Annotated in this window: 26 protein-coding genes; 15 read left to right on the plus strand and 11 right to left on the minus strand. The window is 56.3% G+C overall.

Annotation, left to right across the window (positions count from 1 at the left end; genetic code table 11):
• Positions 1-62: 62 nt before the first annotated feature.
• Genes ACR0BI_RS02500 through ACR0BI_RS02520 form a run of 5 tightly spaced genes read left to right on the plus strand, consistent with a single transcriptional unit; the run spans position 63 to position 4,672 of the window.
• The gene (locus ACR0BI_RS02500; RefSeq protein WP_480561508.1) at positions 63-671 is read left to right on the plus strand and encodes a LysE family translocator; all 609 of its coding nucleotides are present in this window, start codon (positions 63-65) and stop codon (positions 669-671) included.
• Positions 668-1,204: a GNAT family N-acetyltransferase gene (locus tag ACR0BI_RS02505; protein WP_170393085.1), complete on the plus strand. Its 537-nt coding sequence runs from the start codon at positions 668-670 to the stop codon at positions 1,202-1,204. Before ACR0BI_RS02500 ends, ACR0BI_RS02505 begins: the two co-directional genes overlap by 4 nt.
• Positions 1,205-1,241: 37 nt before the next feature.
• Positions 1,242-2,276 carry a GTPase ObgE gene (gene obgE / locus ACR0BI_RS02510; RefSeq protein ID WP_170405748.1) on the plus strand — a complete coding sequence of 345 codons (1,035 nt, stop codon included), beginning with the start codon at positions 1,242-1,244 and terminating at the stop codon, positions 2,274-2,276.
• Positions 2,264-3,370, plus strand: coding sequence for a glutamate 5-kinase (proB, locus tag ACR0BI_RS02515; protein WP_480561506.1), 1,107 nt, complete (start codon positions 2,264-2,266; stop codon positions 3,368-3,370). The genes obgE and proB overlap by 13 nt, the downstream gene beginning before the upstream one ends.
• A 39-nt stretch (positions 3,371-3,409) precedes the next feature.
• Positions 3,410-4,672: a glutamate-5-semialdehyde dehydrogenase gene (locus ACR0BI_RS02520; protein WP_480561504.1), complete on the plus strand. Its 1,263-nt coding sequence runs from the start codon at positions 3,410-3,412 to the stop codon at positions 4,670-4,672.
• Here the strand turns inward: ACR0BI_RS02520 and ACR0BI_RS02525 are convergent.
• Positions 4,669-5,265, minus strand: a complete 597-nt coding sequence (locus ACR0BI_RS02525) for a histidine phosphotransferase family protein (protein ID WP_480561503.1) — start codon at positions 5,263-5,265, stop codon at positions 4,669-4,671. The two genes, ACR0BI_RS02520 and ACR0BI_RS02525, sit on opposite strands and share 4 nt — an antisense overlap.
• Before the next feature lie 43 nt (positions 5,266-5,308).
• Here ACR0BI_RS02525 and ACR0BI_RS02530 point away from each other — a divergent pair, with 43 nt between their 5' ends.
• The 5 genes from ACR0BI_RS02530 (at position 5,309) to tsf (ending at position 9,114) form a co-directional block, all read left to right on the plus strand.
• A complete protein-coding gene (locus ACR0BI_RS02530; RefSeq protein WP_170393080.1) occupies positions 5,309-5,491 on the plus strand; it encodes a DUF3553 domain-containing protein in 183 nt (60 codons plus the stop codon).
• A gap of 105 nt (positions 5,492-5,596) precedes the next feature.
• Entirely contained in the window at positions 5,597-6,352 is a 756-nt protein-coding gene (gene olsB / locus ACR0BI_RS02535) for an L-ornithine N(alpha)-acyltransferase (RefSeq protein ID WP_480561501.1), read from the plus strand.
• Positions 6,339-7,193 carry a lyso-ornithine lipid O-acyltransferase gene (olsA, locus tag ACR0BI_RS02540; protein ID WP_170393694.1) on the plus strand — a complete coding sequence of 285 codons (855 nt, stop codon included), beginning with the start codon at positions 6,339-6,341 and terminating at the stop codon, positions 7,191-7,193. Before olsB ends, olsA begins: the two co-directional genes overlap by 14 nt.
• A 168-nt stretch (positions 7,194-7,361) precedes the next feature.
• Positions 7,362-8,162, plus strand: a complete 801-nt coding sequence (gene rpsB, locus ACR0BI_RS02545) for a 30S ribosomal protein S2 (protein WP_170393078.1) — start codon at positions 7,362-7,364, stop codon at positions 8,160-8,162.
• Between the two features lie 76 nt (positions 8,163-8,238).
• Positions 8,239-9,114: a translation elongation factor Ts gene (tsf, locus tag ACR0BI_RS02550; protein ID WP_170393077.1), complete on the plus strand. Its 876-nt coding sequence runs from the start codon at positions 8,239-8,241 to the stop codon at positions 9,112-9,114.
• A 363-nt stretch (positions 9,115-9,477) separates the two neighbouring features.
• Here tsf and ACR0BI_RS02555 read toward each other — a convergent pair whose 3' ends face one another.
• The 3 genes from ACR0BI_RS02555 to ACR0BI_RS02565 form a co-directional block, all read right to left on the minus strand.
• Positions 9,478-10,230 carry an autoinducer binding domain-containing protein gene (locus tag ACR0BI_RS02555; RefSeq protein WP_170393076.1) on the minus strand — a complete coding sequence of 251 codons (753 nt, stop codon included), beginning with the start codon at positions 10,228-10,230 and terminating at the stop codon, positions 9,478-9,480.
• Positions 10,227-10,676, minus strand: coding sequence for a type II 3-dehydroquinate dehydratase (gene aroQ / locus ACR0BI_RS02560; RefSeq protein ID WP_480561500.1), 450 nt, complete (start codon positions 10,674-10,676; stop codon positions 10,227-10,229). Before aroQ ends, ACR0BI_RS02555 begins: the two co-directional genes overlap by 4 nt.
• 129 nt (positions 10,677-10,805) lie before the next feature.
• Entirely contained in the window at positions 10,806-11,807 is a 1,002-nt protein-coding gene (locus ACR0BI_RS02565) for an NADPH:quinone oxidoreductase family protein (protein WP_223118052.1), read from the minus strand.
• A 108-nt stretch (positions 11,808-11,915) separates the two neighbouring features.
• Here ACR0BI_RS02565 and ACR0BI_RS02570 point away from each other — a divergent pair, with 108 nt between their 5' ends.
• The 4 genes from ACR0BI_RS02570 to ACR0BI_RS02585 all read left to right on the plus strand — a co-directional run bounded on the left by ACR0BI_RS02570 (position 11,916) and on the right by ACR0BI_RS02585 (position 16,034).
• Entirely contained in the window at positions 11,916-12,734 is an 819-nt protein-coding gene (locus ACR0BI_RS02570; protein WP_170393073.1) for an SDR family NAD(P)-dependent oxidoreductase, read from the plus strand.
• A 27-nt stretch (positions 12,735-12,761) separates the two neighbouring features.
• The gene (locus tag ACR0BI_RS02575) at positions 12,762-13,793 is read left to right on the plus strand and encodes a phosphotransferase family protein (RefSeq protein ID WP_223118051.1); all 1,032 of its coding nucleotides are present in this window, start codon (positions 12,762-12,764) and stop codon (positions 13,791-13,793) included.
• 107 nt (positions 13,794-13,900) lie between these two features.
• Positions 13,901-15,118, plus strand: a complete 1,218-nt coding sequence (locus tag ACR0BI_RS02580; protein WP_170393071.1) for a serine hydrolase domain-containing protein — start codon at positions 13,901-13,903, stop codon at positions 15,116-15,118.
• Between the two features lie 49 nt (positions 15,119-15,167).
• Positions 15,168-16,034, plus strand: coding sequence for an acyl-CoA thioesterase (locus ACR0BI_RS02585; RefSeq protein WP_170662568.1), 867 nt, complete (start codon positions 15,168-15,170; stop codon positions 16,032-16,034).
• Here ACR0BI_RS02585 and ACR0BI_RS02590 read toward each other — a convergent pair.
• Positions 16,031-16,798 (minus strand): SDR family oxidoreductase, encoded by a 768-nt coding sequence (locus tag ACR0BI_RS02590; protein WP_480561499.1) that lies wholly within the window; start codon positions 16,796-16,798, stop codon positions 16,031-16,033. The two genes, ACR0BI_RS02585 and ACR0BI_RS02590, sit on opposite strands and share 4 nt — an antisense overlap.
• A gap of 133 nt (positions 16,799-16,931) precedes the next feature.
• A complete protein-coding gene (locus ACR0BI_RS02595) occupies positions 16,932-18,161 on the minus strand; it encodes an acyl-CoA dehydrogenase (protein WP_170393068.1) in 1,230 nt (409 codons plus the stop codon).
• Between the two features lie 98 nt (positions 18,162-18,259).
• Between ACR0BI_RS02595 and ACR0BI_RS02600 the strand changes: the two genes are divergently transcribed.
• On the plus strand, positions 18,260-19,171 hold the full coding sequence (locus ACR0BI_RS02600) for a LysR substrate-binding domain-containing protein (protein WP_480561497.1): 912 nt from the start codon (positions 18,260-18,262) through the stop codon (positions 19,169-19,171).
• Here ACR0BI_RS02600 and phoB read toward each other — a convergent pair.
• Genes phoB through pstC form a run of 5 tightly spaced genes read right to left on the minus strand, consistent with a single transcriptional unit; the run spans position 19,168 to position 24,183 of the window.
• Positions 19,168-19,857 carry a phosphate regulon transcriptional regulator PhoB gene (phoB, locus tag ACR0BI_RS02605; protein ID WP_170393066.1) on the minus strand — a complete coding sequence of 230 codons (690 nt, stop codon included), beginning with the start codon at positions 19,855-19,857 and terminating at the stop codon, positions 19,168-19,170. The two genes, ACR0BI_RS02600 and phoB, sit on opposite strands and share 4 nt — an antisense overlap.
• Positions 19,858-19,869: 12 nt before the next feature.
• Entirely contained in the window at positions 19,870-20,571 is a 702-nt protein-coding gene (gene phoU / locus ACR0BI_RS02610; protein WP_170393065.1) for a phosphate signaling complex protein PhoU, read from the minus strand.
• A gap of 16 nt (positions 20,572-20,587) precedes the next feature.
• The gene (pstB, locus tag ACR0BI_RS02615; RefSeq protein ID WP_170393064.1) at positions 20,588-21,385 is read right to left on the minus strand and encodes a phosphate ABC transporter ATP-binding protein PstB; all 798 of its coding nucleotides are present in this window, start codon (positions 21,383-21,385) and stop codon (positions 20,588-20,590) included.
• Between the two features lie 12 nt (positions 21,386-21,397).
• Complete coding sequence (gene pstA, locus ACR0BI_RS02620; RefSeq protein ID WP_170393063.1) at positions 21,398-22,714, minus strand: phosphate ABC transporter permease PstA; 1,317 nt, start codon at positions 22,712-22,714, stop codon at positions 21,398-21,400.
• Positions 22,711-24,183 carry a phosphate ABC transporter permease subunit PstC gene (pstC, locus tag ACR0BI_RS02625; protein ID WP_480561496.1) on the minus strand — a complete coding sequence of 491 codons (1,473 nt, stop codon included), beginning with the start codon at positions 24,181-24,183 and terminating at the stop codon, positions 22,711-22,713. The genes pstA and pstC overlap by 4 nt, the downstream gene beginning before the upstream one ends.
• Between the last annotated feature and the right edge of the window lie 6 nt (positions 24,184-24,189).

Raw genomic sequence — 24,189 nt, forward strand, 5'->3', positions numbered from 1 at the left:
GGGGACCGGCACAAAGTGCCGGTCCCTTTTTCGTTTTAACGCAGTCGTGATCACCAGAACCGATGACAGTCGCAACCACCAGTTTCCTGATTTTTGCCGCTTCGCAGGTCGGCACGCCGGGACCGGCCAATATGGTCCTGCTGGGAACAGGTGCGCGTTATGGCTTTCGGTCGGCTCTACCCTTTGTGGGCGGGGTCATTCTGGGCAAACAGCTGATCATCTGGCCGGTTGGTTTTGGCCTGATGCAACTGGCTGATCAGGTGCCGTTGGTGTTCGAGACACTCAAATATGCTTCTGCTGCATATATTTGCTGGCTCGCGTGGAAAATTGCCAATCTGCGGCTTTCCCGAGGTCAATCGGATAAGAAAGTGCCCGGTTTTCTGGCGGGGTTAATAGTGCATCCGCTTAACCCTAAGGCTTGGGCAATGATTATCGCAGGTTTCACCGGGTTTGTGGCAACAGGAACACCCAGTTTTGAGGCGACCCTCACGATCGCTCTCTGTTTGTTAATCTGCCAGATCGTATTGCACCCGATCTGGACATTTGCTGGAGATCGGATCGCCCATGCGGTTGAAGGTCGGCCTGCAGAAAAATATCTGATGTGGACGTTAGCCAGTTTGACAGTTGCGTCCGTACTTTTTGTGTTGTTCGGAGGAGGAACGCACTCATGAAGATTGAGGCAATAATAAATCAGCCGGTCATTGAAACCGAGCGGTTCGACCTTCGCCCTCTGCGTCGGTCGGATTTGGGTCTCATTGAGCATTACGCAGGCGATGAGCGTGTGGCGCGCATGACGACATCGATCCCGCATCCATTGCCACCCGGCTCGATTGAGGCGTTTGTGATGCGCGCGATGGCCGAAGACCGGGACGAGGATGTCTGGGCAATGGATGCCACAAAGGATGGTGGCCCGGAGCTGATCGGACTGATTTCATTGACTCGGCTGGATCGCAACCAGTCCGAGGTCGGCTATTGGGTCGCCCCGGTGTATTGGAACACCGGCATTGCATCGCTGGCCGTTGAAACGCTGGTCAACGCCAATCCGCTGGAAAACGCGACCATGTTCGCCAGCGTGTTCCAGGACAACCCGGCCTCGGCCCGGGTTCTGACCCATTGCGGATTCCAGTATCTTGGCGATGCGGAAACCTATTCGGTGGCGCGCGATGCGAATGTGCCCACCTGGACCTATACAAAGAAACTCTGACTTGTGGCCGATGGGGCCTTTGCAGTAGGGGACAGCTATGAAATTTCTCGATCTTGCAAAGGTCTACATCCGGTCCGGGGCCGGAGGTGGCGGCTGCGTCAGCTTTAGACGTGAAAAGTACATCGAATACGGCGGACCCGATGGTGGGGACGGCGGTAAGGGTGGGTCTGTTTGGGCCGAAGTTGTGGACGGGCTGAACACCCTGATCGACTTTCGCTATCAACAGCATTTCTTCGCCAAGAACGGCCAACCCGGTCGCGGTCAGCAACGCACCGGTAAGGATGGTGACGACATCATCCTGCGCGTTCCCGTCGGAACCGAGATTCTGGACGAAGACGAAGAGACCGTGATTTGTGACCTGACCGAGGTTGGCCAGAGGTTTTTGCTGGCAAAAGGCGGCAACGGCGGCTTTGGCAACCTGCATTTCAAATCCGCGACCAATCAGGCCCCGCGCCGCGCCAATCCGGGGCAGGCGGGGATCGACCGCACCATCTGGCTGCGGCTGAAGCTGATTGCGGATGTGGGTCTTTTGGGCATGCCCAACGCCGGGAAATCAACTTTCTTGGCTGCCACATCCAATGCACGGCCCAAAATCGCCGACTATCCCTTTACTACGCTGCACCCCAATCTGGGCGTTGTCGGTGTCGATAACGTGGAGTTCGTCGTTGCCGACATTCCAGGTCTGATCGAAGGCGCGCATGAGGGGCGTGGAATCGGTGACCGGTTTCTTGGCCACGTGGAACGCTGCGCGGTACTGTTGCATCTGGTCGACGGCACCTCGGAAACTGTGGTCGATGACTATCGCACAATCATCACCGAGCTTGAGGCCTATGGCGGAGAGCTGGCGGATAAGCCGCGTATCACCGTATTGAACAAGATCGACGCTCTGGACGATGAGGAACGCGAACTGATCAAGGCCGAACTGGAAGAAGCCGTTCGCGGCCCGGTCATAACCATGTCAGGCGTTGCGCATTTGGGCGTGACCGAGGTGCTGCGGTCCTTGCGGGCTCAGATCGATGAAAACCGCCTGCGCCAGAAACCCGCCGAGGAGGCCACGCCTTGGCAACCCTGACCCATGCCCGCCGCCTGGTGGTCAAGATCGGATCGGCCTTGTTGGTCGACCGGGATACGGGATTGCTCAGGTCGGATTGGCTGAAATCGCTGGCGCAGGACGTGGCTTGGCTGAAAGGGCAGGGGACGGATGTTGTTCTGGTTTCGTCCGGGTCAATCGCGTTGGGTCGAGGTGTACTTGGCCTGCCGATGCAGAATCTGCCGCTGGAACAGTCACAGGCCGCTGCGGCGGTTGGACAAATTCGGCTGGCCCGTGCGTATGAAGAAGCGTTGACGCCGCATGAGATCAAAACCGCTCAGGTGCTGGTCACGTTGGAAGACAGCGCGGATCGGCGGCGTTATCTGAATTCCCGTGCAACGCTGGAAACGCTGCTGAGCCTGGGTGTTGTTCCGATTGTCAACGAAAACGATACAGTCGCCACGGATGAGATCCGGTATGGCGACAATGACCGGCTGGCAGCGCAAATCGCCGTGACCATCGGCGCGGATCAGTTGATCCTGCTTTCAGATGTCGACGGGTTCTATTCGGGCAATCCCAACGAGGACGCGACAGCCACCCGGTATGACGTAATCAAACAGATCACGCCCGAGATCGAGGCCATGGCAGGTGACGCAGGATCGGGGCTGTCAAAGGGCGGCATGAAGACCAAGCTGTTGGCTGCCAAGATGGCAACCGCAGCTGGCTGCGATATGGCGATAACTGAAGGATCACCCCTGAACCCGCTGAAAACGCTTGAAAATGGCGCGAGCTGCACTTGGTTCACGGCCACACTCGATCCGCATGCAGCCCGGAAACGCTGGATTTCGGCGATGAAACCGCGCGGAGAGATCGTGATCGATGACGGCGCGGCAAGGGCGCTTTCCAATGGCAAAAGCCTGTTGCCCGCTGGCATTGTCGAGGTCACGGGTGATTTCGGTCGCGGCGATCCCGTCGCTGTTCTGGATGCGCAGGCGCGGAGGCTGGCACAGGGGCTAAGTCGCTATACCGCGCAAGAGGCGGATGCGATCAAAGGACGTAAATCGTCTGAAATCGAGGCGACGCTAGGCTATCCAGGCCGCGCGGCCCTGATCCACCGGGACGATCTGGCGCTATAAGGGCGTGATTTGATAAACTGAGACCGAAAGGCGCATGAGATGAAGGATTTCGACAACATTCCCGCAATGATGGCCGACCTTGGTGCGCGCGCCAAAGTAGCCTCGCAAGAGCTTGCCTTTGCCACCGCCAAACGCAAGCACGCCGCGCTGATCGCAGCCGCAGACGCCGTTTGGCACAAACGTGCCGACATTATCGAAGCGAACAAGAAGGATTTGGAGTTCGGGCGAGAAAAGGGTTTGAGCCCCGCGATGATGGACCGCCTGATGCTGGATGAAGCACGCGTTCAGGGCATGGTTGACGGGCTGCGCACCGTTGCCGATCAGACCGATCCTGTGGGTGAGGTGTTGGCCGAATGGGACATGGCCTCGGGCCTCAACATTCAGCGTGTGCGCACGCCTTTGGGTGTAATCGGCGTGATTTATGAAAGCCGCCCCAACGTGACGGCGGATGCGGGTGCATTGTGCCTGAAATCCGGGAACGCCGTGATCTTGCGCGGCGGGTCTGAGAGCTTTCATTCGTCAACCGCGATCCATGCCTGTCTGGTTGAGGGGCTAGCAGCTGCTAGCTTGCCCGAAGACGCCATTCAACTGGTGCCGACTCGCGACCGGGCTGCGGTGCAAGAGCTTTTAACCATGACTGATTATGTCGACGTCATCGTTCCCCGAGGTGGCAAAGGATTGGTGGGTCTTGTGCAACGCGAGGCGCGCGTGCCCGTCTTTGCGCATCTCGAAGGCATCGTTCATATTTATGTTGATAAAGCCGCCGATCCCCAGAAGACGCTGGATGTTGTGTTGAACGCCAAAACCCGGCGCACCGGTATCTGTGGCGCGGCAGAATGCTTGCTGATCCATCAAGACGTTGCAGAAACACTGGGCCGTGATCTGATCGCTGCTCTTCAAGCTGCGGGTGTTGAAGTGCATGCCGAAGGCGTTTTGGCCAATGAGAACACCATTCCTGCGTCGGATGATGACTGGGGCAAAGAGTACCTAGATAGCATCATCGCTGCACGGACCGTAGCAGATATCGACGCCGCGATTGCGCATATCCGGCAGTTTGGCTCAAGCCACACCGATTGCATCATGACCGAGGATTCCGCGGCCGCCGAGCACTTCTTCGAACGGCTCGACAGCGCTATCCTGATGCATAACGCCTCGACCCAATTCGCGGATGGCGGTGAGTTTGGCATGGGCGCTGAGATTGGTATCGCCACCGGCAAGATGCACGCGCGCGGTCCTGTCGGTGCCGCTCAGTTGACCAGTTTTAAGTATCTGGTGCGCGGAAACGGGACCACTCGGCACTAAAACCGCAGTGTCACCCGGGTTGCGGTCGTTTCTGCCGTGATCCTGCGCCCCATCGTCGAGGCTGTGTCCGGCAGCAGGGCAAATTGAACCTGCGCCGGGCTTAGTTTTTCGGTAAATCGCCCCGAGCCAATCCCTTTCCACAGACCCGTATTGAGGTTCAGCTTGTCAGCAACGCCAGTCACCGTCCATGCGTCGCCCTGAGTTTCGATTTCCACTTCGCCGCCGAAGGGCATCGCATTTTCACAGCACATCACAGCCAGAAACGCGAGTTTAACCTGATTGCGCGGGACAGGTTCGGTCAGGTTCCAACTGATCCGCAGACGCCCGGCCTTTTCCACATCTTTAAGAAGCTCGACCACTTCGGTGCGACCCAATGGCTGATCGCTTGCTGATCCAAAGGCAACGCGGAAAAACCGGATGCGGGTGCCTGCACTGCCAACGCTGCCTGAAATCAGCTCCATTTCAGGGCCTTGGACTGCGCCAACCATCTCCAACAGCTCAAGCCCGTTGGTAATTGCCCCAATGGGGCTGATCAGATCATGACAGATCCGAGAACCGATCAATTCGGCCAGGTTGACGTCTGACGCGCCCATGCGTACCTCCTGCTGCACCTGCCATTGGACCCGGAGGCCCGATATGACAGATCTGAATGCCATTCTTGCACCGGGCATGTTTGTCCGCCACCCCGATTTCCCCGATTGGGGCGTTGGACAGGTGCAGTCCAATATCGGAGGCAAGATCACCGTTAACTTTCGCGAGCAGGGGAAAGTGGTGATCGACGGGACACGTATAGCCCTGATGCCGGTCTTTGATCCGTGAAACTGGTTTAGGAAAGGTTAACAACTCGGGCAAAACGCGGGCTTGTTGCCTTTGGCCGAGCAATCGCGTTATCAGCGCGCAACCGCGATCGATGGAATTTTCTTGATGCCAGACGAAGGCCCCTCATTCACTGTCAAATTGGCCAATACCGAGGTTGAACTGCGGGCGGCCCAACGGCTGCGCTATGACGTGTTTGTTCAGGAATTGGGCGGTGGCGGCGAGATGGTGGATCATGAGGCGGGGCTCGAGAAGGATCGGTTCGATCCATACTTCGATCATATGCTCGCCATCGACGATTCATCTGGAGCGGTGATCGGCGTCTATCGACTGCTTCCTGGTGAGCGAGCTGCCGAACTGGGGCAATTCTACTCCGAGGATGAATACGATCTCACCGTCCTGAAACAAAGCGGGCGCAAGCTGTTGGAGCTTGGACGCTCGTGCGTGCATCCGGATTATCGTGGTGGCACGGCGATGTATCATCTGTGGAATGGTCTGGCTGAATACGTCACTGAGCGAGATATTGAGATCTTGTTCGGGGTCGCGAGTTTCCACGGAACCGACGTGAGCAAATTGGCGCAGCCGCTGTCGATGCTGCATCACAACCATCTTGCCCCGCTGGATTTGCGGGTTCGGGCCCAGCCAGATGTGTTTGAATCAATGGACCTTTTGGCACCCGACGCGCTGGATCGGCGCGCGGCGATGGTTCAAGTGCCGTCTCTCATCAAGGCCTACCTTCGCCTCGGTGGATTCGTGGGCGAGGGAGCATTTATCGATCATGCCTTCAACACAACCGATGTGTGTCTGATCCTTGACACAGCCCGCATGAATGAGCGTCAGCGGCGTATTTATGGTGGAGCATAACCCTGTGAGCGACCCATCGTGGCAGAGTGAAGACGCGCCTGATCCAATTGAGCTTGGTTTCATAGGTTGGGTCCTGGTGATACTTCGCGGTTTGCCGCTGGCCCTTTTGGTTTTTGGGGGGCTGTTCGTCTTATTGGCCATACGTCTCATCGAACGACCGCTTTATGGCGTTCAACGGCCGGTGACACCGTTCATTTCTCAGTTCGTTTGTCGCAATGCATTTCGAATTCTCGGGATCAGATTTCGCACCTCTGGCGCGCTCATGCAGGAACGCGGCGCTGTGGTTGCAAACCATACGTCGTGGCTGGATATCTTTGCGCTGAATGCCCGTAAGCGCGTGTATTTCGTATCGAAAGCCGAAGTTGCAAAATGGCCCGGCATCGGCTGGCTGGCACGCGCGACGGGTACGGTCTTTATCGAACGTGATCGCAAGAAAGCCCGCGAGCAGACCCGGATTTTCGAAGAACGTCTGAAAGCCGGGCACAAGCTGTTGTTCTTTCCAGAAGGCACTTCGACCGACGGACAGCGAATTTTACCCTTTAAAACAACACTCTTTGCCGCGTTCTTCACTGAAGAGCTGCGGGAATTCATGTATGTTCAACCGGTTTCGGTCATCTTTCACGCTCCCCAAGGTCAGCCCGATAGGTTTTATGGCTGGTGGGGCGACATGGATTTCGGACCGCATTTGCTTAAGACTTTGGGGGCACGTCGACAAGGCACCGTGGAATTGATCTACCACGCGCCAGCCAAGGTTAGCGACTTTGAAAACCGCAAAGCTCTGGCAGCCCATTGCGAAGACGCGGTACGTCATGCGCATTCACTGGCGCGGCTTGAAAAATAGGGGCATTTGGCCCTTGCGCTGATGCTAAACCTGCCGTATACGCGCGCCATTCAAACCCGCAGGCGGGGTTTGGGCTTTTTGAGGGAGACATCCTTATCTGGCCCGCCGGTTGGAGCATCCGCTTCTTTCACCCCCGCCGAGGCGTAAACCGGAAAAGGAAAGTAAAGCATGGCTCTTCCCGAGTTCACCATGCGTCAGCTGCTGGAAGCTGGCGTTCACTTTGGTCACCAGACACAGCGTTGGAATCCCCGCATGGGCCCGTTCATCTACGGCTCGCGCAATGGCATCCACATCATGGACCTGACTCAGACCGTTCCGATGCTGGATCAGGCTCTGCAGGCTGTTCGTGACACCGTCGCAAAAGGTGGCCGCGTTCTGTTCGTAGGCACCAAGCGTCAGGCAGCTCAGCCGATCGCAGATGCCGCTGAAAAGTCAGCTCAGTACTACATGAACCACCGCTGGCTGGGCGGCACGCTGACCAACTGGAAAACCGTTTCCCAGTCGATCAACCGTCTGAACCAGATCGACGAAGCCATGGAATCGGGTGCCGAAGGCCTGACCAAGAAAGAGCGTCTGGGCATGGAACGTGACCAGGCCAAGCTGCAGGCTTCACTGGGCGGTATCCGCGAGATGGGTGGCGTTCCGGATCTGCTGTTCGTCATCGACGTCAAGAAAGAAGCACTGGCTATCGCCGAAGCCAACAAGCTGGGTATCCCGGTTGTGGCTGTTGTCGACACCAACTGCTCGCCCGATGGTGTTGACTACATCATCCCCGGCAACGACGACGCAGCGCGCGCAATCGCTCTGTATTGCGATCTGGCCGCACGTGCCGCTCTGGACGGCATGACCGCTCAGATGGGTGCTGCTGGCGTTGACCTGGGTGCATTCGAAGAAGCTCCGGTTGAAGAAGTCGTAGCCGAAGAAGCACCCGCTGAAGAAGCCGCGCCGGAAGCCAAAGCCGAAGCGTAAGCTGCCCGTCACGTAAATGACATATGGGGCAGGGTAGACCTGCCCCAATTCCGTTTGAATTGAGGAGAGCCAAAAGATGGCAATCACAGCAGCAATGGTAAAAGAACTGCGCGACTCGACCGGCGCAGGCATGATGGACGCAAAAAAAGCGCTGACCGAAACCGGCGGCAACATGGACGAAGCCGTTGACTGGCTGCGCACCAAAGGCCTGGCCAAGGCGGCCAAGAAATCGGGCCGTACCGCAGCCGAAGGTCTGGTTGCTGTTCACGTCAACGGCGGCAACGGTGTTGCTGTCGAAGTGAACTCGGAAACCGACTTCGTTGCGAAAAACAGTGAATTCCAGGAGATGGTCGGCAAGATCACCTACGCAGCCGAGGGTGTTGATGACGTCGATGCGCTACTGGCTGCTGATCTGGGCGGCAAGTCTGTTGCAGATACCCTGACTGACAAGATCGCCACCATTGGTGAAAACATGTCGGTCCGCCGCATGTCGAAACTGTCGGGCGATACCGTCGTGTCATACGTTCACAACGCGGCGACAACCGGCATGGGCAAAATCGGCGTTCTGGTTGCTCTGTCCGGCGGCGATGAAGCCTTCGGCAAGCAGGTTGCAATGCACATTGCGGCTGTGAACCCGGCGGCCCTGTCCGAGGCGGACATGGATCCGGAAGTTGTCGAGAAAGAGAAGCAGGTCCAGATGGACATCGCTCGCGAATCCGGCAAGCCGGAGCAGGTGATCGAAAAGATGATCGTCGGTCGCATGAAGAAATTCGTCGCCGAAGCGACCCTTCTGAACCAGGACTTCGTTGTGAATCCTGACCTGACCGTCGAAGCGGCCGCCAAAGAAGCGGGTGCGACCATCACCGGTTTTGTCCGCATGGAAGTAGGCGAAGGCATCGTGGTCGAAAAAGAAGACTTCGCTGCCGAAGTTGCAAAGGCAGCCCAAGGCTAAAATCTTTTGCAGCTTCGGTTAGAGGCTGCAACAAATACCGAACCCGGTTGCATAGCGCAGCCGGGTTTTTTTCATGTCAAAAGCCTGTGAACCGATGCTTGCGAAGATTGGTGAATTGAGGGGCCCTGCATGATGGGGATGGAAGGGCCCCTCAATAATCCCGACAAAGAGACGTGGACGAATAGACGCCTCGGTGTCAGAGCGATCAGAGAGCTTTGGTATTACAAAGATCCGATCAAAACGTTCCCTGGCTAAAGCCACCACTCACGGAACAATATCAATTTGCAATTTTATCGGGAGATTCGGAAAGTCATGTATTCCTTACCCTAGGTCAATTTGATGCTAATTAGCATCAAAATAGGGTCATGCTTCCATCACAAACATCTGATTCTGCAACGCGGCCTTCAACACGGCCTGTGCCGTTGTTTCAACCGAAAGCGCCTCACGCGCGAGTCTCAGGTGTTTTTCCACCGTTGCCGAAGTCAAACCCATCAATAGCGCGATGTCCTGCGTGGTCTTTCCGTCACCGACCCATTGCAAAGCTTCGCGCTGGCGTTTGGTCAGCGCGCGGTTCGGGGCATGATATGGCAATGTCAGGATTTTGAGATGGGCAACATTGTTCATCAGAAGGATATCGTCGCCGTGCTCGTTCCAGACCTCGTCCATCTCCTCCTGGCTGTGATTACGTGCCGCAAGCGAAATCGCCCCTTTGGAACGCATCGATACCGAGTTGAAGCTGACCGTATAACCTACTGTAATATCACGCGACTTATTGAACTCAAAAACCCGAAGCTCTTCGTTCGACATGACCCCGCTGGACATCATGTCCTGTATCATGCTCCAACTTGCAGCGCCTTCGTTGTTCAGGGCCCATTTCAGCATCGGGGCATGAAAATACAGACCGGATTGAAGGAACCCTTCCAAGTAATCCGAGCAGTGATTGGTCAGGATTACAAAATCTTCTGGATCGCCGAGCGAAGTCGCCGTTCGGTATTGCGTATACCCATACAACAACCGGTCGAAGCCATACTTTTCCATCTGGCGGCAATGTGCATCCCAAAGCTCTTCCAGAGTTTTCGTGTAGCTCAGAAAATTCAGATACTCTTTGAGGGTCATCCTGTGTCCCTCTCAGCCAGATGCGCGGCAATCGCGTTCAGTGCAAGAACATAGCTTTGCGCGCCAAAACCACAGATCTGTCCAATCGCGACTGGTGCGATATGCGATTTGTGACGAAACACCTCGCGCGCGTGAATGTTAGATAAATGAACTTCGACCACGGGTACTTCGGCCGAAGATATCGCATCCATCAGCGCAATCGATGTATGCGTGAATGCGCCTGCATTCAGTACTATGCCATCCTGAACGCCGCGTGCCGCGTGGATCGCATCAATCAGCGCGCCTTCGTGATTGGATTGGAGATGGGTTATGTTTTGACCCAGCGTTTCACCATGCGCAACGCACAGGTCCTCGATCATCTGCAACGTCGTTGCGCCGTAGACCTCGGGTTGCCGTGTACCAAGCAAATTCAGGTTCGGACCATTCAGAACCAGGATATTGTGCATATTCAAACTGTCCCCATCTTCCTTTTTTCATAAACATGAATTTAAAGGTCGTCCAGCGACCTTCGCTCTTATGGGTAGAGCTTCATTGACGCATGCAGGTTGCTGGATCGGCTCAATCCCATCCTCTATTCAATTATCTTCCATCGTGACCACAACTTTACCGAGAGCCTCGCGCCGTTCGAGCATGCCAATTGCCTTTGCCGCCTGGGTTAGCGGAAATCGTGCACTGATACGGGGTGAAATCTCTCCCGAACCATATAGGCGGAACAACTCGGCCAGGTTCTGTGTGTGCCCTTTCGGGTCGCGAAATACGGACGCACCCCAGAACACCCCGACGATCTGACAGCCCTTGAGCAAAGTCAGGTTCAGCGGAATGCTGGGGATGCCGGCAGGAAAGCCAACAACCAGATAGCGCCCGCCCCATGCCATACTTCGCAAGGCGGGCTCAGCGTAGTCTCCGCCGACCGCGTCGTAGACCACATCCACACCTTCGCCCAGGGCCAGTGCCTTTATCTCGGCGGACAGGGCCTTTTGCGCTTCGCGGTCCAGATCGCGTGGATAGATCAGCGTCTGGTCTGCGCCAATATCTCTGCAAAACAATGCTTTGTCTTCAGACGAGACCGCCGCGATCACATGTGCCCCCATCGCTTTGGCTAGCTCGATCGCCGCAGACCCAACGCCACCGGCGGCCCCCAGAACAAGTACTTTTTCGCCGGGCTTAAGTAGCGCACGGTCCTTGAGGGCGTGGTATGAAGTGCCGTAGGTGAAGACAAAGCTAGCCGCATCTTCAAACGGCATCACGTCGGGTATCTTGACGGCAGTCGCTGGTTTGAGCTTCAGATGCGTGGCGAACCCTCCGTGCCCTGTCAGCGCCAGAACCCGATCACCAGGCGCGAAGTCTGCAACGCCTTCTCCGACCGAGACAACTTCTCCGGCGATTTCACCACCTGGCGCAAAGGGGCGGGGTGGTTTTATCTGATAGAGGTCCCGGATCATCAGCGTATCAGGGAAGTTCACCCCGGCGGCGCGGATACGCATTACAATTTCATCTGACTCAGGGGTTGGATCGGGCAGGGTGGTCAGTTCCAAACTCTCGGGGCCGCCTGGTGTGACGCTGAGTAATGCCTGCATGTTTTTCAATTGCCTCTTGCTTCACCTGTTTTGAAATCGTTGGATTGTCAGCAGGTATTGTCAAGAAGACCTCACGCCAGAATCCCAGATCGCCTGAATGGAGTGCACATGACGCCCGAGACTTTGTTTTCGCTCAGTGGAAAGACGGCACTGGTAACTGGGGGTGCCACCGGTATCGGCCGAATGGCGGCCGAGGCGTTGGTACGTGCCGGGGCGCATGTGCTGATCGCTTCTCGCAAAGGCGAGGCATGCGAGGAGGTTGCAACAGAGTTGAACGCTCTGGACGCGCCAGGTTCGGCCGAAGGGTTTGCTGGCGACATCAGCAGTGAGGCGGGTGTAGATGCGCTGGTGGATGAAGTCAAAAACCGCACTCAAGCGATTGATATACTGATGAATAATGCAGGTGTGTCTTGGGGCGCGCCGATGGGGCAGTTCCCTCATTTCGCTTGGGACAAAGTCATGTCGGTTAATGTCGCAGGCGTATTTGATCTGACCCAAAAATTGCTGCCACTTCTGATGAAATCCGCAACCGACGAGGATCCTGCGCGGGTCATCAATGTAGGTTCGGTCATGGGTGAAGTTCCGATGGGTGACGGGGCCTACAGCTATTCCGCGTCCAAAGCGGCGGTTATTCACCTGTCCAAAATCATGGCTAAAGAATTGGCACCATACAGAGTCACGGTGAATGCGCTGGCCCCGGGACCATTCGTATCGCGCATGACGGCCTTTGCCACCGAAGACGAAACCAAGCGCGCGCGCGTCGGCAAAGGTGTTCCACTGGGCCGGGTTGGCCAGGCCGAGGATATCGCTGGTTGCATGTTGTTTCTATGCGGTCGCGGAGGCAGCTATGTCACTGGCGCGGTCATCCCTGTCTCCGGCGGGATAAATGTGCAGACCGGTGGCAATATCTTTGCCGATGCCCTTTAGCCGTGGGTTCATACGCAGGCTGAATATATGACACACACTGAAAACACTTTGGATATCAAGTCCGTCGACGCTTATCTAAACACGCATCTTGTTGGGTATCATGGCCCTCTTGAAGCTACAAAATTCACCGTGGGTCAGTCGAACCCAACCTATCTGCTGCGTACGCCGGCCAAATCCTATGTTCTGAGACGCAAGCCGCCGGGCATATTGCTGAAATCCGCACATGCAGTGGATCGGGAATTTCGCGTACAAGCAGCGCTGGCTGGTAGCAAAGTGCCCGTCCCGCAAGTACATCTGCTTTGTGAAGATGACAGCGTCATAGGCTCTGCCTTTTACGTGATGGAGCATCTGAAAGGGCGCACATTTGTCGACCCTGTCATGAAAGGCGAAAACAATGCGACGCGCACGGGTGTGCTGAAAGAGATGAACCGCGTACTGGCCGAACTGCACATGGTCGATATCGATGCGGTGGGTCTTTCGGATTTCGGACCTCCAGGCAACTATTTCGAGCGGCAAATTGCTCGCTGGACCAAACAATATCGCGCCTCTGAGACCGAAAAAATCGCCGAGATGGATCAGCTGATCGCCGGGCTTGAGCGCCAGATCCCCGAGGATGATAATCAAAGAACACTGGTTCATGGGGATTACCGCATCGACAATCTTATGTTCGAGGCGCATGGCACCGCCTGCATCGGAGTGCTGGATTGGGAGCTATCGACCATCGGCCATCCATATGCCGACCTGGCGGCCGTCATCATGCAGTGGCAGCTGCCCCCGGGCAAGGAGGGTCGGGGGTTGGCTGGCGTAGATCGGTTAAGCCTCGGGCTGCCGTCCGATCAGGACTTCATCACCGAGTATTGCGCGCGCCGCGGCCTAACGGGGATTGAGAATTTTGGCTTCTACCTTGCTTTTAACTTCTTTCGGATGGCCGGTATTCTGCAAGGTGTCTACAAGCGGGCCTTGGATGGAAACGCGTCAGACCCGGCACGCGCTAAGGCTTTCGGTGCCTATGTGCCGGTCTTCGCCCAAAACGGATTATCTGCGCTGCAAAAAACGTAGGCAGTATTCTCGGCGCCCTTCAACAAATCCAGCAAAAATCAGCAGAATTCGCTGTTGCCTCGGATCTCACGAAGGCAAGATCGGCCTGATCAAGATGGAGTTGCCTCATGGGATTTGATCCGACCGCGCAGACCGACATCCACAATTGGATGCACCGATATGTGGAGCAGAGGAAATACGCAGGCAGCGCCCTTCTGATCCACCAGAACGGGCAAGAGGCATTCTTTCACGCATGTGGCCGCCGCTGCATTGAAACCGACCTCGCGTTCCAGCGCGATAGCCTGGTTCGGATCTATTCGATGACTAAGCCTGTGACGTCCGTTGCTTTGATGATGTTGGTGGAACAAGGGTTGTTTCATCTAGATGCCCCGGTTTCCGATTTCCTGCCAGAGTTTGCAACGATGCAAGCCTTGGTCCCGGGTGCAACGCAGTTGAACCAGACCGAGGACGCGCCGACACCCAGCTTGCATCAATTGCTGACGCACACCAGCGGGCTGAGCTACCCGTTCAATCCCGGTGTGTTACCCGAGGCTATGGATGCGTTTGATCTAATCTTTTCTCCGCAACAGGGTCTTCTGGCAGATCGGGTCAAAGTGCTGGCAGAGTTACCGCTGGCGTTTCAGCCGGGCAGCCGCTGGGAATATTCGGTAGGGATCGACGTGATTGGCCGCGTGATTGAAGTCGTATCAGGCAAACCGCTGGACGTGTTTCTGACCGAACACATCTTTCGACCACTTGGGATGAGTGAAACCGCGTTTTCAGTGCCTGAAGGGGCAGGGGACCGATTTGCCTCGCTCTACACCCCGCTCGAAGGCGATGCCATGGCGCTGAATGCCGCAAAATCGGGTGGCGAAACACTGCGGTTGGTGGATCGGGCCGGAGAGTCCCCGTTTGAGGCGGCAACGACCTTTTCTGGCGGTGGCGGATTGATCAGTACCATCGACGATTACAGCAAGTTCGCCGAGATGTTGCGAAACAAAGGAACCGCAAATGGCGCGCGATTGCTTGGGCCGAAGACTGTAGAATTCATGTTTCGCAACCATTTACCGGACGATATTGCATCCATGGGTCCACAAAGCTTTGCCGAGCAACCCATGGAAGGCACAGGCTTTGGCATCGGAGGCGCGGTGGTACTGAACCCGGCGCGCACCCGAGCCCCAAGCTCGGTTGGCGACTATGGCTGGGGCGGGATGGCCTCGACCTACTTCTGGATCGATCCGGTCAACGCGCTGTCGACTGTGTTTTTTACACAGCTCTCGCCATCCAGCTCTTATCCATCCCGAGCCGAGTTAAAGGCGCTTGTTCACGCGGCGCTCGTTGAATGATCGGTGTTTGAGTGATACCGGAAAAGGCCAAGACGCCGGAGAGCCCCGAATGACCGAAGCCGAACGCATATTGCTTGATCTGCTGAATATCGAACCGCTTGAGGTCGATTTGTTTCGCGGAACCGGTTCTGGTGGCGAGACACCAACGCGTATCTTTGGCGGGCAGGTGATCGCGCAAGCGCTTGCGGCAGCGTACAGGACGGTCGAGGATCGTCTATGCCATTCCTTGCACGCCTATTTCATAAGGCCCGGAGATCCGTCAATTCCGGTTATATATCAAGTGGATCGCGCGCGCGATGGTGGTTCTTTCACAACCCGCCGCGTGGTTGCGATCCAGCATGGCAAGCAAATTTTGAACATGTCGGCCTCGTTTCACAAGCAGGATGACGGATGGGAACATCAGCATTCGATTCCGGACGTTCAAGCGCCCGAGCACCATCCATCGCGTGACGAATTGCGCGAAAAATACCTGGATCGCGTTCCCGAAAAGCTGAAAGCTGAATTGCTGCGCGAGCGCCCGATCGAAGTGCGCGAAATCGATCCGCTGGACCTGTTTGCACCCGCAAAGGCAGATGACAAGAATCACGTCTGGTTTCGCATGGGCGCAGCGAACCACGCGGACACCGTCACACAACATCTTCTATTGGCCTATGCCTCGGATATGAGCTTGCTCAGTTCCGGAATGCGGCCCCATGGGCTGAGCTGGTTCACTGGTGAAATTGATGGGGCCAGTCTGGACCATGCAATCTGGTTTCATGCGCCCGTGCAGTTTCAAAACTGGCATCTGTATTCGATGGAATCGCCGTGGACAGGGCAGGGGCGCAGCTTCAATCGGGGTTCGATCTTCTCGCAGAATGGCGAATTAGTTGCATCCGTCGCGCAAGAAGGCCTGCTCAGAAGACGGAAACCGCGCTAAGAACTGCCAGCAAACCTTTGATTAAGCTTCATCATTCCACCTAACCATCGGTCGTAGTCTTCTGTTTTTAAACGCATATAGTCAAGCACTTGTGGATGCGGAAGAATCAAGAAACGTTCATCCGCCAGCGCCTCGACACAGGCTTGGGCGACCTCATCAGGTTCAAATATTCCGTCAATCGCGGCGACCGAATCCTCATGTCCACGTATCATCTCGGACCGAACGGCCTGCGGACACAGAACCGAAACCCTGAGACCTTTATCGCCATAGGTCATCGCGATCCATTCAGCAAAACCCACAGCCGCATGTTTGGTTACGCCATAAGGGGCTGCGCCGGGTTGATTGAGCAATCCAGCCGCTGAAGCAGTGATCATCAAATAACCACCACCACGCGCAACCATCCTTGGGATCAGGTGCCGCGCGGTCCAGACATGGGACATCACGTTGATCTGCCAGATGCGGTCCCATTCAGCATCCGGCACTTCAAATCCACCTAGGGTGAGTATTCCCGCATTGGCACAGAATAAATCAATCGGAGCGATCTTATCCTCGACAGTCTCAATCAGATTTCGAATATCACTTTCCTTGGACACATCACAGCTGAGTGCATCACCGCCAATTTGCGCCGCCACGGCCTGCGCGCCGGCAAGGTCGATATCGGCGCAGACTACATGCGCACCTTCTTCTGAGAACCGCTTGGCAAGACCTTTACCTATGCCATTTGCAGCGCCAGTGATGACGACGGTCTTCCCAATCAGAACCATTGCATAGCTCGTGTCTTACTTCTCAAACACAGCGTAACATATTGGCAAGCCACGACCAATGTGTGTTCTATAGTCGTGGCTCGCTTGCTACGTATTTTACATAATACCGATTATGCGAGTAACAGATGCAGCCTCAGTAAAATGCCTGTAGTCCGGTTTGCGCCCGCCCCAGGATCAATGCATGAACGTCGTGCGTGCCCTCATAGGTGTTGACTGTCTCAAGATTGATCATGTGACGCACCACCTGGAACTCAAGTGAGATACCGTTGCCGCCGTGCATGTCACGCGACATCCGCGCAATGTCCAATGCCTTGCCGCAATTGTTACGTTTGATGATCGAGATCATCTCGGGCGCAGCTTCAGCCTGATCCATCAGACGGCCGACGCGCAAGCTTGCTTGCAGTCCCAAAGAGATTTCGGTCTGCATCTCTGCCAGTTTGCGTTGAAACAACTGGGTCTGCGCAAGTGGTCGATTGAACTGTTTACGATCCAAGCCGTATTGACGCGCTGCGTGCCAGCAGCATTCCGCGGCCCCCATCGCACCCCAGCTGATACCATAGCGTGCGCGGTTCAGGCAGCCGAACGGCCCCTTGAGACCCTGAACATGTGGAAGCAAAGCGCCCTCGTCTACCTCAACGCCATCCATGACAATTTCACCTGTGATCGAAGTACGCAGGCTCAGCTTGTTCTCGATCTTCGGTGCGCTCAGGCCCTTGGTGCCTTTATCCAGCACGAACCCACGAATCTTGCCGTCATGTGCATCAGACTTGGCCCAGACCACATAGACATCTGCGATCGGTGCGTTTGAAATCCACATCTTGCTGCCGGTCAGACGATACCCGCCATCAATTTTCTCGGCGCGGGTCTTCATCGCCGCCGGATCCGAACCCGCATCCGGCTCTGTCAGGCCAAAACACCCAATCCATTCGCCACTTGCCAGTTTCGGCAGATATTTGCGACGCTGTTCTTCGCTGCCATAGGCGAAAATCGGGTACATCACCAACGAGCTTTGCACCGACATCATCGAGCGATAGCCGGAATCCACCCGTTCAACTTCCCGCGCCACCAGTCCATAAGATACGTAGCTCGCACCGATCCCGCCATATTCTTCGGGGATTGTCGTGCCCAACAGCCCCATTTCACCCATTTCACGAAAGATCTCGGGATCGGTTTCTTCGTTTGCAAAAGCCTTGGTGACACGCGGCTGCAATTTCTCCTGGGCGTAAGCGCGCGCGCTGTCGGCAATCAGGCGTTCATCCTCTTCCAACTGGTCCGACAAGCGAAACGGGTCGTCCCAGTTGAAACGTCCAAGGTCAGGCGCATCTTTTGCGCGCAGGACAGGCTTTGTATCTGGAGCGTTCATTTTGCTTCTCCGACTTGAATAGATTTGCGCAACTATAATCTGAGAAATATTCAAAAAACAGCGAGACATTTGCATTGTTTCATGATCAAAACGCATAGATGGACACCAAGCGCCCTATCCTGCCGCCTATATCCGCGCTGCGCGCGCTTGAAGCTTTGGATCGCCTTGGATCAGCCTCGTCAGTCGCGGATGAAATGGCACTGACGCAGAGCGCGGTCAGTCGGCAACTGCAGACGCTTGAAGCGCATTTGGACGCAGAATTGGTCAGCCGTGATAGCAAGCGATTGTCACTGACAAAGGCTGGACAAGACTATGTACAAGAAATTCGGCCAGCCTTGTCTCAGATCGCGCAGGCGGCGCTGAAACTGCACATTTCCCCTGTCGGTGGGACATTGAATCTGGCGATTCTGCCGACATTCGGAATGCGCTGGCTGGTACCGCGTCTGCCGGATTTCGCCCGCCGCCATCCGGATATCACAATCAACATGACCACGCGATTGCGACCGTTTAGTTTTGCTTCGGAACCCTTTGATGCGGCTTTACATTTTGGGGAACCTGATTGGCCTGAAACTGATCGCTTGCTATTAAGTGTCGAGCGGGTTTTGCCCGTCTGCGCGCCCGAGCTTTTACCCAAAGGCACTCCGACGTCACCCCGCGATCTGCTAAAACTGCCGCTGCTGCATATCCAGACAAGACCGCGCGCCTGGCAGGACTGGTTTCAACAGATGGGTGTCACGCACCCGCATCCCCTGCCCGGCACCGTCCACGACCAGTTCAACACCATCAACCAAGCCGCGCTGCACGGCCTGGGTGTTGCCCTGTTGCCAAACTATCTGGTGGAACAAGACCTTGCGACAGGTAGGCTGGTTGCAGCCTTCCCTGACGCGATAGAGACGATGGGGGCATATTATCTGGTTTGGCCGCGCGAAAAATCGGATGACGGATCATTGCGAGAGTTTCGACACTGGCTTGCTTCTCAGGCCCAGACCGAAGAAGCACTGCCACGTTAGCCGAGCGCGTACCCTGCCCCGCGCACCGTTCGCACCGGATCTTCGCCGCCATGTTGAGTCAACGCTTTGCGCAGACGACCGATATGAACATCAACAGTACGCGTGTCGACGTAGATATCGCGGCCCCATACGCGGTCAAGCAACTGCTCGCGGCTCCAGACCCGGCCGGGCTTTTCCATGAATGTGCTCAGCAACCGGAACTCGGTCGGGCCCAGTTTTAACAGCTTGTTGTCGCGGCTGACCTTGTGGGTCTCAGAGTCCAGTATGATATCGTCAAACTCCAACCGGATGCCAACGGTCGCTGGACGGACTCTGCGCAATTGTGTCCGTACACGTGCCATCAATTCGACAACCGAGTAAGGCTTGACCACATAATCATCGGCACCGGTTTCAAGGCCGCGCACTTTATCAACCTCTTCTGAGCGTGCCGACAGCATGATGATCGGAATTGATCGGGTGTCCGGCCGCGTTTTCAGGCGGCGGCAGACCTCGATACCGCTGAGATTGGGCATCATCCAATCCAGAACGATGATATCCGGGCGGTCTTCTTCGACCAGCAACAAAGCTTCGTCGCCATTAGCGGCACGGATTACCCGGAACCCTTCGGCGTCCAGATTATAGGCCAGTACCTCTCTTTGGGCCAACTCATCCTCAACAACCAGTACCGTCGGTTGATCAGCGGACATGACTGAGATCTCCTAGATCGTTTGCGACGTGTTGTCGGCTTTGGGGCGCGCTTCGCTGGGTCTCTCGCCGGTGACGAGATAGACGACCTGCTCGGCAATGGCGGTGACGTGATCGCCCATGCGTTCGATATTTTTTGCGATGAAATGCAGGTGCATGCACGATGAGATGTTGCGCGGATCCTCCGCCATGAAGGTCAGGAACTCGCGAAACAGGCCGTTATACATCTGGTCCACTTCCAGATCCCGCTCGATCACGTCCTGCGCCAGCTCAGCATCACGCTGGATATAGGCATCCAGCGCGTCGCGCAGCATCCGCTCGACCTCGCGCGCCATTCGGCGCAGAGCGGCGGCACTGCCGTTGATTTCGCCGGCATTCACCAGAACGGTCGTTCGCTTGGCGATGTTCTTGGAGTAATCTCCAATCCGTTCAAGGTTGGTCGCAACCTTCAGCACGGACAGCACCAGCCGCAAATCGCTGGCCGTCGGTGCACGCAAGGCAATCAGGCGCGCGGTCTCTTCGTCAATCAGTTCTTCCAGTGCGTCGATGGCCTTGTCGCCTTGACGCACTTCATTTGCCAGTTCTTCGTCGCGGGTCTCCAGCGACCGGGCCGCGCCCATAATGGCGGCTTCGACCAGTCCACCCATCTTCATGATGTGTGCTTGGATGGCCTCAAGGTCGCGGTCGAACGCGGATGCAATATGTTGTTCGCTCATTGCAGTTATCCTGTGCTCAGCCAATCCGGCCGGTGATGTAACTTTCGGTTCGGGGATCTTCGGGGTTGGTGAAGATCTGCCCGGTTTCGCCGAACTCAACCAAGTTCCCCAGATGGAAAAACGCTGTCTTCTGACTGACCCGCGCGGCCTGTTGCATCGAATGGGTTACGATCACCACTGAATAGCGTGAACGCAGTTCGTCAATCAGTTCCTCGACCTGCGCGGTTGCGATTGGGTCGAGCGCCGAACAGGGTTCGTCCATCAATAGCACCTCAGGCTCGGTGGCTACGGCGCGCGCGATGCAAAGACGCTGTTGCTGACCACCAGAAAGGCCGGTACCGGGGGCATCCAGACGGTCCTTGACCTCATCCCAGATCGCACCACGACGCAGAGATTTCTCTACGATTTCATCCAGTTCTGCCTTATTCTTGGCAAGGCCGTGGATACGCGGACCGTAAGCCACGTTGTCATAGATCGATTTGGGGAACGGGTTCGGTTTTTGAAAAACCATGCCGACCTTGGCACGCAACTGTACCGGATCGACGCGCTTGTCGTAAATGTCTTCACCGTCCAGCAGGATATCACCCTGCACCCGGCAAATGTCGATTGTGTCGTTCATCCGGTTCAGACAGCGCAAGAAGGTGGATTTACCGCAGCCAGAGGGACCGATGAAAGCCGTCACAGTCTTGTCTTCGATATCGACGCTCACGTCCTTAATGGCGTGGGTCTCACCGTAGTAGACCTGAACCTGCTTGGCGTTGATCTTGATGTCTTTGGAGTCCACGGTTCTCTCCACTCGTGTCATATCGTTCATTTTAAACCCCTCCTACCAGCGGCGTTCAAAGCGGCGGCGCAGGATGATAGCGATGATATTCATGGTCAGCAGGAACATCAAAAGGATGATGATGCCGCCCCAGGCTTTCTCGTAAAAACCCACATCGGCACGCGCGGCCCAGGTGTAGATCTGTGCCGGCATGGCCGAGTTCGGCTCGGTGAAGCCCGCCAAAAAGCCATCGGGATAGCCTCGGGCGACAAAACCCACCATGCCGATCAACAGCAACGGAGCAGTTTCACCCAGCGCCTGCGCCAAACCAATGATGGTACCAGTCAGGATACCGGGCGCGGCCAACGGCAGCACGTGGTGGAAGACGGCCTGCATCTTCGAGGCCCCTACCCCCAACGCCGCGTCGCGGATAGACGGGGGAACCGCCTTTAGCGAGGCTCGGGTCGAGATGATGATCGTTGGCAGGGTCATCAGCGTCAGCACCAGACCACCCACCAGCGGTGCCGACTGCGGCAGGTGCATGAATTGAATGAACACTGCCAGCCCCAGGATACCGAAGACGATGGACGGAACGGCGGCCAGGTTCGAGATATTCACCTCGATCAGGTCGGTAAATTTGTTCTGCGGCGCAAACTCTTCCAGATAGATCGAGGCGGCGACCCCAATGGGCAGCGATAGGCACAGCACCACCAGCATCATGAAGAACGAGCCAACAACTGAGGCACCAATACCCGCGCCACCGGGGTTATCCACGCCCGAGTCCGCACCAGTGATGAACGGCCAGTTGAATGCCTGTTTGATGATCCCTGCCTCTTTCAACGCGTCCACCAGATCCAGATCGCTGAGTTGCAGGAAGCGGCTGTCCTGCAGGGTGTCACGAGACACCCGACCCTTGAAGTAGCCATCCACACGGCTTGAAGCCGCCAGATCGAACATGATCGGCTCACCCAGCTTGCTAGGATTATCGGCATAGAAGGTTCGGATCGTACCGCCGATTTTGCCCAACAGACGCTCGATGGCATCCTGATCGAAATCCACGGTGATGCCACTTTCGGCTAGTTGTTCATTCAGTTCCGCAATGAACAGATTGGAGTAGGCCTTTGTCTTGAACATCGTGCCTTCGGCTTCATCGCGCTGCGCTTCACTCAGCGTGAATTCTAAACTGATAACTGTGCGCTGGAAGGCCGGGATGCCCTGCGACAGGATTGAGGCAAACAGCACAATCAGAAAGAACAGTCCGGTCGCGATGGCGACGATCCCATAGGCGCGAAAACGCTTTTCGGCAGCCGCGCGTTTTTTGGTCCGGGCATCGGATGCAGTCAGCGAGGTCGAGGTGTTTTGCATGCTGGCGTCGGTCATTCGTACTGCTCCCGATACTTGCGCACGATATAAAGGGCGAAAACGTTCAGCCCCAGCGTGAGGATGAACAGCGTCATGCCAAGCGCGAAGGCGACGAGGGCCTCGGGCGAGGCGAAATCGGCGTCGCCTGTCAGCTGGCTGACGATCTTGGCGGTTACGGTGGTCATGGCCTCGAACGGGTTCAGGTCCAGACGCGCAGCGGCCCCTGCCCCCAGAACCACGATCATGGTCTCACCAATTGCGCGCGAAGCTGCCAGCAAGATCGCACCGACGATCCCGGGCAAGGCTGCGGGCAAAACGACCTGCCGGATGGTCTCGGATTGTGTGGCCCCCAGCCCGTAAGAGCCATCACGCATGGCCTGAGGCACCGCGTTAATGATGTCGTCGGAAAGCGACGAAACGAACGGGATCAGCATGATGCCCATGACAAGACCGGCGGTCATCACCGCCGTACCGGCTTTCATCCAGCCCAATCCGTCATCCCCGAACACGCTCAGCAACAGCGGGCCAACGGTCAGCAGGGCGAAAAGGCCGTAAACGATGGTCGGGATACCGGCCAGCACCTCAAGCATCGGTTTGGCGATCGAGCGCACGCGCGAAGAAGCGTACTCACTGAGATAAATCGCAGCGAAAAGACCGATTGGCACGGCCACCAACAACGCCACCAACGAGATATAGAACGTGCCCCACAGCAAGGGGATGATACCCAGATCTGATGCCCCGCCACGGCCCGAGAAACTGGGCGCCCAGGTAGTACCGAAAAAGAACTCTGATGCCGGGTAAAGCTTGAAGAACTCCCACGTATTGAAAACCAGCGAAAGGACGATGCCGACCGTTGTCAGGATCGCAATCGACGCAGCCGCCAGCAGCATCACACGAATTCCCTGCTCAACCACATTGCGGGCACGATATTCAGAATGCGTCTGGAACCAACTGAACGCAGCACCGGCCAAGGCGACCAGTATCACAGCGACGGACATGATCGCGTAACCGGTTGAATTTATCGCCCGATAGGCTTGAGCTGCATGCAAAACCGTCTGCGTGATGTCCGAGGTTACGACTTGACCCGCGTCCTTCAACTTTTGGGTCATCTCGGAAATATCCGCCCGCGCATCCTGTGCGAGCGTTTCGGTGAGATGTCCCTGCGCAACGGCACTGTCCAGACCATTTGCGGTCCGACGCACCTCGGCCATAACAAGACTGCGCGACGATCCTTCCTTGATAGCCGTTTCGGGAACCATATCCGAGATCTGAGAGTTAACGTAGAGCGGCTGAACCAGCAGCCAGACGATCAACAAACCTAAGGCGGGAACTATGACTTTCAGTGCGACGTTCGCGCCATAAAACGAGGGAAGAGAATGCAGATTGCGGCTATCCCCTCCGGCACTTTGCAAGGCGCGCATTCGCCCCAAAACATATCCGACTGCCGCGATCGCAAGCACGATCAGAATGAGCCAAAGAATTGGCATGACGCC

The organism is Ruegeria sp. E5, assembly GCF_056534105.1.

Excerpts from the sequence above, each read along its gene's own strand:
- ACR0BI_RS02500 (WP_480561508.1), top strand. The coding sequence starts at position 63 with ATGACAGTCGCAACCACCAGTTTCCTGATTTTTGCCGCTTCGCAGGTC.
- ACR0BI_RS02505 (WP_170393085.1), top strand. The coding sequence starts at position 668 with ATGAAGATTGAGGCAATAATAAATCAGCCGGTCATTGAAACCGAGCGG.
- obgE (WP_170405748.1), top strand. The coding sequence starts at position 1,242 with ATGAAATTTCTCGATCTTGCAAAGGTCTACATCCGGTCCGGGGCCGGA.
- ACR0BI_RS02520 (WP_480561504.1), top strand. The coding sequence starts at position 3,410 with ATGAAGGATTTCGACAACATTCCCGCAATGATGGCCGACCTTGGTGCG.
- ACR0BI_RS02525 (WP_480561503.1), bottom strand. The coding sequence starts at position 5,265 with ATGGGCGCGTCAGACGTCAACCTGGCCGAATTGATCGGTTCTCGGATC.
- ACR0BI_RS02530 (WP_170393080.1), top strand. The coding sequence starts at position 5,309 with ATGACAGATCTGAATGCCATTCTTGCACCGGGCATGTTTGTCCGCCAC.
- olsB (WP_480561501.1), top strand. The coding sequence starts at position 5,597 with ATGCCAGACGAAGGCCCCTCATTCACTGTCAAATTGGCCAATACCGAG.
- olsA (WP_170393694.1), top strand. The coding sequence starts at position 6,339 with ATGGTGGAGCATAACCCTGTGAGCGACCCATCGTGGCAGAGTGAAGAC.
- rpsB (WP_170393078.1), top strand. The coding sequence starts at position 7,362 with ATGGCTCTTCCCGAGTTCACCATGCGTCAGCTGCTGGAAGCTGGCGTT.
- tsf (WP_170393077.1), top strand. The coding sequence starts at position 8,239 with ATGGCAATCACAGCAGCAATGGTAAAAGAACTGCGCGACTCGACCGGC.
- ACR0BI_RS02555 (WP_170393076.1), bottom strand. The coding sequence starts at position 10,230 with ATGACCCTCAAAGAGTATCTGAATTTTCTGAGCTACACGAAAACTCTG.
- aroQ (WP_480561500.1), bottom strand. The coding sequence starts at position 10,676 with ATGCACAATATCCTGGTTCTGAATGGTCCGAACCTGAATTTGCTTGGT.
- ACR0BI_RS02565 (WP_223118052.1), bottom strand. The coding sequence starts at position 11,807 with ATGCAGGCATTACTCAGCGTCACACCAGGCGGCCCCGAGAGTTTGGAA.
- ACR0BI_RS02570 (WP_170393073.1), top strand. The coding sequence starts at position 11,916 with ATGACGCCCGAGACTTTGTTTTCGCTCAGTGGAAAGACGGCACTGGTA.
- ACR0BI_RS02575 (WP_223118051.1), top strand. The coding sequence starts at position 12,762 with ATGACACACACTGAAAACACTTTGGATATCAAGTCCGTCGACGCTTAT.
- ACR0BI_RS02580 (WP_170393071.1), top strand. The coding sequence starts at position 13,901 with ATGGGATTTGATCCGACCGCGCAGACCGACATCCACAATTGGATGCAC.
- ACR0BI_RS02585 (WP_170662568.1), top strand. The coding sequence starts at position 15,168 with ATGACCGAAGCCGAACGCATATTGCTTGATCTGCTGAATATCGAACCG.
- ACR0BI_RS02590 (WP_480561499.1), bottom strand. The coding sequence starts at position 16,798 with ATGGTTCTGATTGGGAAGACCGTCGTCATCACTGGCGCTGCAAATGGC.
- ACR0BI_RS02595 (WP_170393068.1), bottom strand. The coding sequence starts at position 18,161 with ATGAACGCTCCAGATACAAAGCCTGTCCTGCGCGCAAAAGATGCGCCT.
- ACR0BI_RS02600 (WP_480561497.1), top strand. The coding sequence starts at position 18,260 with ATGGACACCAAGCGCCCTATCCTGCCGCCTATATCCGCGCTGCGCGCG.
- phoB (WP_170393066.1), bottom strand. The coding sequence starts at position 19,857 with ATGTCCGCTGATCAACCGACGGTACTGGTTGTTGAGGATGAGTTGGCC.
- phoU (WP_170393065.1), bottom strand. The coding sequence starts at position 20,571 with ATGAGCGAACAACATATTGCATCCGCGTTCGACCGCGACCTTGAGGCC.
- pstB (WP_170393064.1), bottom strand. The coding sequence starts at position 21,385 with ATGAACGATATGACACGAGTGGAGAGAACCGTGGACTCCAAAGACATC.
- pstA (WP_170393063.1), bottom strand. The coding sequence starts at position 22,714 with ATGACCGACGCCAGCATGCAAAACACCTCGACCTCGCTGACTGCATCC.
- pstC (WP_480561496.1), bottom strand. The coding sequence starts at position 24,183 with ATGCCAATTCTTTGGCTCATTCTGATCGTGCTTGCGATCGCGGCAGTC.